Here is a 7482-nt window from a genome sequence, read left to right as displayed (position 1 = left end):
CGGGGGCCCCCCGCCGCGACCGTGGCCCAGTCCGGGCTGCTGGCCGCCGCGCTCGCCGCCGGGTTCGACGGCGCACCGCCGGAGCGGACGGCCGGGCTCCTGCTCAGCGCGGGCGCGGCGGTGGCCGTGCGGGCGGCGGCCGCCCGGGCCCGCGCGGCGCTGTCCGAGCGGGCCGCGGCCGCGGCCCGCACCGGGCTGCGGCTGCGGCTGCTGGACCACGCCCGGCGGCTGGGCCCGGTGCGGCTGCGGAACCTCCGCGGCGGCGACCTGTCCACCCTGCTCACCCGGGGGACCGACGCGTTGGGGCCGTACTACACCGGCTACCTGCCCGCGGCCGCCGCCGCGCGCACCGCCCCCGTCGCGGTGCTCGCGGTCCTGGCCCTGGCCGACTGGCCCTCCGCGCTGGCGGCCGCCCTCACCCTGCCGCTGATCCCCGTGTTCGGGGCGCTGGTGGGGGCGCACACCCGCGACCGGACCGCCCGGCAATGGGACCTGCTCTCCCGCCTCGGCGGCCACTTCGCCGACACGGTGGCGGGCCTGCCGTCGCTGCGCGCCTTCGGCCGGGCCGGGCACCGGGCCCACGCGGTGCGCGCCATGGCCGAGCGGTACCGGGGCGCCACCATGCGGGTGCTGCGCACCGCCTTCCTGTCCTCCCTGGTGCTGGAACTGGTCGCGACGCTGTCGGTCGCACTGGTCGCGGTCCCCCTGGGGCTCCGCCTGCTGTCCGGCGGCGCCGACCTGTCCACCGCGCTGCTGGTGCTCTTCCTCGCCCCCGAGGCCTACCTGCCGCTGCGCGCCCTGGGCGCGGCCTACCACGACAGCGCCGAGGGGACCGCCGCCGTCCGGCGCGCCTTCGCCGTGCTCGACACCCCGGTGCCGGAGGGCGGCGGCTTCGCCCGCCCGCCGCGCCCGGAGCCCGGCGACGGCGGCCCGGCGGTGCTGCTGGAGGGGGCCTCGGCCCGGTACCCGGGGGCCGAGACGCCCGCCCTGGACGGGGTGGACCTGCGGATCGAGCCCGGGGAGCGGGTCGCGCTCGTCGGCGCGAGCGGGGCGGGCAAGTCCACCCTGCTGGCGCTGGTGCTGGGGCTGCTGCCGCCCGAGCGCGGGCGGGTCGCCGTCGCCGGGGCCGCCGCCTGGGTGCCGCAGCGCCCCCACCTGTTCGCCGGGACGGTCGAGGCCAACATCCGCCTCGCCCGCCCCGGCGCCACCGGCGCCGAGGTGCGCGAGGCGGCGCGGGCGGCCGAGGCCCACGGCTTCATCTCCCGCCTGCCCGACGGCTACGCCACCGTCCTGGGCGACGAGGGCTTCGGGCTCTCCTCCGGCCAGCGCCGCCGCATCGCCCTGGCCCGGGCCTTCCTGTCCGGCGCCCCCGTGCTCGTGCTGGACGAGCCCACCGCCCACCTCGACCCGCGGTCGGAGGCCCAGGTGGTCGCCGCCATCGAGCGGCTGTCCGCGGGGCGCACGGTGGTCGCCGCCACCCACCGGTCCGCGCCGCTGCAGGGCATGGACCGCGTCGTGACCGCGGGGGGTGCCCGATGACCGGCCGCCTGCTGCGCCTGGCCGCCCCCGCCCTGCCCCGGGTGTTCGCGGCCGCCGCCGTCGCCGTCGGTGCCGAACTCGCCTCGATCGCGCTCACCGGGACCGCGGCCTGGCTCATCTCCCGGGCCGCCCAGCAGCCGCCGATCGCCGCCCTGGGCCTGGCCATCGTGGGCGTACGCGCGCTCGCCCTGGTGCGCGGGCCGCTGCGCTACGCCGACCGGCTGCTGGGCCACGACGCCGTGCTCGCGGCAGTGGCCGACCTGCGCGCCCGCGTGTTCGCCGCGCTCGTACCGCTGGCCCCGCACGGCAGCTCCGTCTTCCGCGGCGGCGACCTGCTCACCCGGTTCGTCGACGACGTCGACGCCGTGCAGGACCTGCTGCTGCGCTGCCTGGTCCCGGCGGCCGCGGCCGCGGCCGTGGGCGCCGCCGCGACCGCCGCCACCGCCGCGGTGCTCCCCGCGGCCGGGGCCGTGCTGGCCGCGGGCCTGCTGGCCGCGGCGGCGGCCTGCGCACCGTCCGCCCTGGCCGGGCGGNCCGGGGGGGGCCCGCCGCGCGGGGGGCCTTCGCCGACGCCGCCGCCGACCTGGTCCGCGGCGCCGCCGACCTGGAGGTGCTGGGCGCCGCGGACGCCGCCGTCCGGCGGGCCGAGCGGGCCGAGCGCGAGGCGGCCCGCCTGGAGCTGCGCGCCGACCGCACCGCGGGCGCCGCCTCCGCCGCCGTGCTGCTCCTGCAGGGCCTGACCGCGGTCGCGGTGGCCGCACTGGCGCTGCGGGCGCGCCGGGACGGCGGCCTGGACCCGGTGCTGCCCGCGGTACTGGCGGTCACCGCCCTGGCCTCCTTCGAGCCCGCCGCCGCCCTCCCGGCCGCCTCCCGCCGCTTCGGCGAGCTCTCCGAGGGCGCCGCCCGGCTGGCGGCGGTGCTGGACGCCCCCGCGCCTGTCGCCGAACCGCCCGGCCCCGGCCCCGAACCGCTCGGCTCCGGTGTCGAGGTGCGCGGCCTGCGCGCCCGCTACGGGCCGGGCCGCCCCTGGGCGCTCGACGGCCTGGACCTGCGCCTGGAGCCCGGGACCACGACCGCCCTGGCGGGCGCCAGCGGGTCGGGCAAGTCCACCCTGGTCGACGTGCTGCTGCGGTTCCTGGACTACGAGGGGGGCAGCGTCCGCCTCGGCGGGGCCGAGCTGCGCGCCGTGCCCGGGGACCGCGTGCGCCGGACCGTGGCCGGGCTGACCCGGCACGACCGCGTCCTCCACTCCTCGGTCCGGGACAACCTGCTGCTGGCCCGTCCGGAGGCGACCGAGGAGGAGCTGTGCCGGGCCGCCGCCCGGGTGCGGCTGCTCGCCTGGATCGAGGCGCTGCCCCAGGGCTGGGACACGGTCCTCGGCGAGGACGGGGCGGCGATGTCCGGCGGGCAGCGCCTCCGCCTGCTGCTCGCCCGCGCGCTGCTGGCCGACCCCCGGGTGCTGGTGCTGGACGAGCCCACCGAGGGCCTGGACGCGGCCACCGCCGAAGCGGTGCTCGGCGACGTGCTCAGCGCCGCCCGCGGGCGCACCGTACTCGTGGTCTCCCACCACCCGGCGGTGCTCGCCGCCGCCGACGAGGTCGCCGTCATCACCGAAGGAGGTGTCCGCCCGGCGGAGGTATAGCGCCGCTATCGCGGAACGGGACGCGAATATCGCCGCCCCGCGCATTCTGGCCCCTGCCCGCACGCACGGACCGACGAGATGAGGAGCCCCCGTGTCCGACCCCCATTCCAGTGACGAACTCCGCGAACGCAACGAGGCGACGGTCGAGAGGTACTTCCTGACCGGGGCACGGGACCGTGCCCGGCGCCACCTGCTCTACACCGACGACGGTTCCACATCACTGTTCTTCACCGACATCGGCGAGCCCATCACGGTGCGCGGAAGGGACAACCTGGCCAAGCACGGCGAGCTGTCCCTGAAGGTGCTCCCCGACTGGCGCTGGATCGGCCTGGAGATCTTCTCCACACAGGACCCCGGCCGTTTCTGGGCCGAATGCGACGGCGAGGGCACCATCCGGTTCCCCGGATATCCGGAGGGCCGCTACCGCAACCACTTCCTCTTCTCCTTCCGGCTCTCCGACGGGCGCATCGCCGAGAGCCGCGAGTACACCAACCCCATCGAGCACATGCGCGCGCTCGGAATCGCCACCCCCCGCATCGAACGCGGCTGGATCCCCGCCGAGTGAGGAGACCCCCCGTGACCACCGCCTCCCCTTCCCGCACCGTCCTCGACATGATCACCGGCGCCTGGCGGACCCAGGCCCTGCACACCGCGGTGCGCCTGGGCGTGCCCGACCGCATCGCCGCCGGAGTCGGCGACCCCGACGCCATCGCCGGGCAGACCGGCGCCGACCCCGCGGCCGTGCGCCGCCTGCTGCGGCTGCTGGCCGACCTGGGCGTGCTGGAGCGCGACGGCGGCGCCTACCGCAACACCCCCGTGTCCGAGCTGCTCATGGACCGCCCCGGATCACTGCGCGACATGTGCCTGCTCTACGGCGCCGAGTTCTACCGGGCCTGGGAGCACGCCGCCGACGTGGTGTCCGGCGGCCCCGGGGCGCCCGGCTTCGAGCGCGCCTACGGCCAGCCGCTGATCACCTACCTGAGCAGGGACGAGGAGGCCGCCGCCCGGTTCCAGCGGGCCATGCAGGCCGGGCACTTCTTCTTCGAGCGCCTGCCGGAGGTGGTGGACTTCTCCGGCGCCACCGTCGTCGACGTCGCGGGCGGCAGCGGCAGCCTGCTCGCCGCGGTGCTCGACCGCTGCCCGGACGCCCGCGGACTGCTCATCGACCTGGACCACATGGTGCCCATCGCGCAGACCACCCTGGAGGAGGCGATCGGCGCCGGGCGCGCCGAGGCCATCGCCGGGGACGTCTTCGAGTCCATCCCCTCCGGCGGCGACATCTACCTGCTCTCCCGGCTGCTCGGCGACTGGGACGACGCCGCCTGCGTGCGCCTGCTGGAGAACTGCCGCCGCGCGGCCCCCGCCGACGGGCGGATCCTCGTCCTCGAACGGGTCGTCGGCAAGGGCGAGGACCCCGAGCTCGCGTCCCTGTGGGACCTGCACCTGCTGATGATGAACGGCGGCGGCCAGCGGACCCTCGACCAGTTCCGCGCCCTGGCCGAGGCGGCCGGGCTGCGCCTGGAGCGGCTCGTCCCGCTGCCCATGGGCAACGCCTGCATCGAACTCCGTCCGGCCGACGGCGGCCGGACGGCCCCCTGAAACACCGATCCGACCCGAGGAGAGGCATGCCGAAGATCACCTACGTGGCCGCCGACGACGGCGAGCGCACGGTCGACGTCCCCGTGGGCACCAGCCTCATGCGCGGCGCCGTGTCCAACGGCGTCCCGGGCATCGTCGCCCAGTGCGGGGGCAACGCCCAGTGCGCGACCTGCCACGTCTACGTCGACCCGGACCGCTACGGCGCGCTGCCGCCGATGGGCGAGCACGAGGACGCGATGCTCGACACCACCGCCTGCCCGCGCCGGGAGACGAGTCGGCTGAGCTGCCAGCTCAAGGCCGACGCGGACTTCGAGGGCCTGACCGTCACCACACCGGAGCGGCAGCGATGACACACGGAGCCGACGGCCGCGTCGTGGTCGTGGGCGCGGGCATCGCGGGCCAGCAGGTCGCGTTCGGGCTGCGGGAACAGGGCTTCGCGGGCGCGGTGGCGCTGGTCGGCGACGAGCCGGGGGCGCCCTACGAGCGCCCCCCGCTCACCAAGGCCTACCTGCGCGGCGACATCGGCCCCGACGAGCTGGAGCCGCGCCCGGCCGAGCTGTACCGGCACGAACGCATCGACCTGGTCCGGGCGCGCGCCGAGCGGATCGACCGGGCCGGGCGCACGGTGGTGCTCGACGACGGCCGCCGCCTGCCCTACGACCGCCTGGTGCTGGCCACCGGGGCGCGCAACCGGCGGCTGCGCGCGCCCGGCGGCGACCTGGAGGGCGTGTTCTCGCTGCGCACCCGCCGGGAGGCGGACGCCCTGCGGGAGGCGCTGGCCGGTGCCGGGAGCATCGTGGTGGCCGGGGCCGGGTTCATCGGGCTGGAGTTCGCCGCCGCCGTGTCCGCGCACGGGCACAAGGCGACGATCGTGGAGAGCCGGGCGCGCCCGCTGGGCCGGGCGGTCTCGGCGCACACCGCGGCGCACTTCACCTCGCTGCACGAGCGGCACGGCACGGGCTTCGTCTTCGGCGAGGAGGTCGCCGCCCTGCACGGGGACCGGGCCGGGCGGGTGCGCGAGGCCGAGCTGACCGACGGCGCCGTCCTGCCCGCCGACCTGGTGCTGGCCGCCGTCGGCGCGGCGCCGGACACCCGGCTGGCCGAGGGGGCGGGCCTGCCCGTGGAGGACGGGGTGGCGGTGGACGCGTGGCTGCGCACCCGCGACCCGTGCGTCCTGGCGGTGGGCGACTGCGCCTCGGTGGCCCCCGCGTCGGGGACGGGGCCGCGGCTCCGCCTGGAGTCGGTGCAGAACGCGCTCGACCAGGCGGCGTACGCGGCCGAGCGGCTGGCCCGCCCGGACGAGGGGGAGGACGCACCGCCCTACGCCCGCCTCCCCTGGTTCTGGAGCGACCAGTACGACTCGTCGCTGCAGATCGCCGGGCTGGCCGCGGGCCACGACCGGGCGGTGGTGGTCGGCGACCCGGACGACGCCTTCTCGGTGCTGCTGTACCGGCGGGGGGCGCTGGCCGCGGTGGAGTCGGTGAACCGCCCGGCCGACCACATGGCGGCCCGGCGGCTGCTCGCCGAGGGCCGGGCGCCGGCCCCGGAGCAGGCCGCGTCCCCGGACTTCTCGCTGCGCGCCTTCGCGCGCTCGGGGGGCTAGCGAAAGAGGGGACGGCGCCGACCGCTGAGTCCGGCGCCGCCCCCTGCCACTGGGCGTGCGGGGTTTAGTAGTCCTTCACCCAGGCGCCGGAGTCGACGCAGGCGCCGTTGCCGATGCCCAGGATGCCGATCCCGTTGCCGCACACGTTCACCGGAACGTTCGCGTCGGCCACGACCTGGTTGCCCCCGAGGATGGAGCCGTTGCCCGAGGTGATCGGGCCGTCGTGGGCGAATGCGGGGGCACCGGCCATCAGCACGCCCGCGGAGGCGGCGGCGACGGCACCGGCGGCGAACATCTTCTTCATCATGTGCTACCTCGTCTCGCGGCTCCCGCCGTCCACGGGACACCGCAATATCGACTATCCGTACACAAGCGGACACGTTCCGCGTCCACTGGTGCCAATCTAGCCCCACCGCCCCCGCCCATGTCCGCATTTCACGGAAAATAAGTTTGAGCGCCGGATTCTCATGTTCACCGCGCGCACGTTGTCCTTCCCCGCGCCCCGGGTAGGCCACACCCCATGGATGAGACCCCCTACCGCCCCGACTCGGCGCCCACCTGGCTGTTCGACTGGGGCCGGATCAAGTGGCGCGTGTCGCCGCGGACCGCCCCCGGCACCGCGCTCACCGTCGGCGACGTGCACGTCCACCCCGGCAAGGGCCACGACCGCCACCGGCACCCCGAGTCCGACGAGATCATCTACGTCCTGTCCGGCACCGGGGAGCAGACCGTGGGCGAGGGCCCCGCCTTCCCGGTCGCCGCCGGGGACGTGGTGCACGTGCCCCGCGACGTCTTGCACTCCACCTTCAACACCGGCTGGTCCACGCTGGAACTGGTCGTCGTCTACGCGCCCGCCGGGGCCGAGGAGGCGCTGCGCTCGGCGCCCGGCTTCCGCGAGGCCGCGCCCGGCGAGCACCCGCCGGCGGTGAACGGATGAGCGCGCCCGCCGTCGCCGTCCTGGGCACCCTCGACACCAAGGGCGCCGAGGTCGCATTCGCCGTGCGGCGGCTCGCCGCCGCCGGGCTGCGCACCGTCGTGGTCGACACCGGGACCTACGCCCCCGACGGCGGCCCCCGGGCCGACGTCGCCGTCCGGGAGG

General features: G+C 77.1%; 9 protein-coding genes. 8 read left to right on the top strand and 1 reads right to left on the bottom strand.

Translation table 11 applies throughout. The features are described 5' to 3' along the window. The 6 genes from cydD to D476_RS0122385 form a co-directional block, all read left to right on the top strand. Positions 1-1539, top strand: a 1539-nt coding sequence (gene cydD / locus D476_RS34185; protein WP_083939605.1) for a thiol reductant ABC exporter subunit CydD, incomplete at its 5' end; no start/stop codon positions are given. A 610-nt stretch (positions 1540-2149) separates the two neighbouring features. Then, positions 2150-3181, top strand: a complete 1032-nt coding sequence (locus D476_RS39285) for an ATP-binding cassette domain-containing protein (RefSeq protein ID WP_017626157.1) — start codon at positions 2150-2152, stop codon at positions 3179-3181. A gap of 91 nt (positions 3182-3272) precedes the next feature. After that, a complete protein-coding gene (locus D476_RS0122400) occupies positions 3273-3746 on the top strand; it encodes a PhzA/PhzB family protein (protein ID WP_017626156.1) in 474 nt (157 codons plus the stop codon). A gap of 11 nt (positions 3747-3757) precedes the next feature. Next, entirely contained in the window at positions 3758-4780 is a 1023-nt protein-coding gene (locus D476_RS0122395) for a methyltransferase (protein WP_017626155.1), read from the top strand. A gap of 26 nt (positions 4781-4806) precedes the next feature. Further along, the gene (locus tag D476_RS0122390; RefSeq protein ID WP_017626154.1) at positions 4807-5130 is read left to right on the top strand and encodes a 2Fe-2S iron-sulfur cluster-binding protein; all 324 of its coding nucleotides are present in this window, start codon (positions 4807-4809) and stop codon (positions 5128-5130) included. Beyond that, positions 5127-6383: an NAD(P)/FAD-dependent oxidoreductase gene (locus D476_RS0122385; RefSeq protein WP_017626153.1), complete on the top strand. Its 1257-nt coding sequence runs from the start codon at positions 5127-5129 to the stop codon at positions 6381-6383. Before D476_RS0122390 ends, D476_RS0122385 begins: the two co-directional genes overlap by 4 nt. A gap of 64 nt (positions 6384-6447) precedes the next feature. On the opposite strand, the gene D476_RS0122380 is transcribed toward D476_RS0122385, so the two are convergent. Next, entirely contained in the window at positions 6448-6690 is a 243-nt protein-coding gene (locus D476_RS0122380; protein ID WP_017626152.1) for a hypothetical protein, read from the bottom strand. A gap of 213 nt (positions 6691-6903) precedes the next feature. Between D476_RS0122380 and D476_RS0122375 the strand changes: the two genes are divergently transcribed. Next, positions 6904-7320 (top strand): cupin domain-containing protein, encoded by a 417-nt coding sequence (locus D476_RS0122375; protein ID WP_017626151.1) that lies wholly within the window; start codon positions 6904-6906, stop codon positions 7318-7320. After that, positions 7317-7482 (top strand): Tm-1-like ATP-binding domain-containing protein (locus D476_RS37595; RefSeq protein ID WP_192826414.1); only part of this gene is annotated, 166 nt, incomplete at its 3' end. The genes D476_RS0122375 and D476_RS37595, both read left to right, overlap by 4 nt.

It is taken from the genome of Nocardiopsis chromatogenes YIM 90109 (genome assembly GCF_000341185.1).
In the GTDB taxonomy this organism is placed as follows: domain Bacteria; phylum Actinomycetota; class Actinomycetes; order Streptosporangiales; family Streptosporangiaceae; genus Nocardiopsis_A; species Nocardiopsis_A chromatogenes.
Note: the sequence above shows the minus strand (reverse complement) of the source record. Positions and strands in the feature narration are given on the sequence as shown.

What these genes read in the sequence shown, in the direction of transcription:
- D476_RS0122390 (WP_017626154.1), top strand. Translation starts at nt 4,807, where the DNA reads ATGCCGAAGATCACCTACGTGGCCGCCGACGACGGCGAGCGCACGGTC.
- D476_RS0122375 (WP_017626151.1), top strand. Translation starts at nt 6,904, where the DNA reads ATGGATGAGACCCCCTACCGCCCCGACTCGGCGCCCACCTGGCTGTTC.
- D476_RS0122380 (WP_017626152.1), bottom strand. Translation starts at nt 6,690, where the DNA reads ATGATGAAGAAGATGTTCGCCGCCGGTGCCGTCGCCGCCGCCTCCGCG.
- D476_RS0122385 (WP_017626153.1), top strand. Translation starts at nt 5,127, where the DNA reads ATGACACACGGAGCCGACGGCCGCGTCGTGGTCGTGGGCGCGGGCATC.